Below are 241 nucleotides of genomic sequence, written 5' to 3'. Positions count from 1 at the left end.
GCCCACAGCCGGCCGGGGTTGCTGTGCGAGGAAAAAAGGGCGTACACGGTGTTGCCCTCCGCACACATGCGGGTGAAATCGAACTCGTCGGGCACTTCCAGCGGGGTTTCCTGCCGCAGGTGCAGGGCGTGGTCGTACTGCTGAAAGGTGAAGACGGACTTGCTGGAAAGCGGCTTGTTGCGGCCCAGCAGCAGCACCACGGTGCTGTCGGTGGGCAGGGTTTGCACGTGCACTTCGCTGT

The 241-nt window shown here is 63.5% G+C and carries 1 protein-coding gene; it reads right to left on the bottom strand.

Going from position 1 to position 241, the window contains the following annotated elements:
- A partial coding sequence (locus FVA95_RS30325; protein WP_149667008.1) for a hypothetical protein occupies positions 1–200 on the bottom strand: 200 nt, incomplete at its 3' end.
- Positions 201–241 lie beyond the last annotated feature (41 nt).

Origin of the sequence: Pseudonocardia sp. EV170527-09 (assembly GCF_008369905.1) — a bacterium.
Taxonomy (GTDB): Bacteria; Actinomycetota; Actinomycetes; order Mycobacteriales; family Pseudonocardiaceae; genus Pseudonocardia.
The sequence above is the reverse complement of the archived record's forward strand: the minus strand, read 5'-3'. Positions and strand labels throughout refer to the sequence as shown.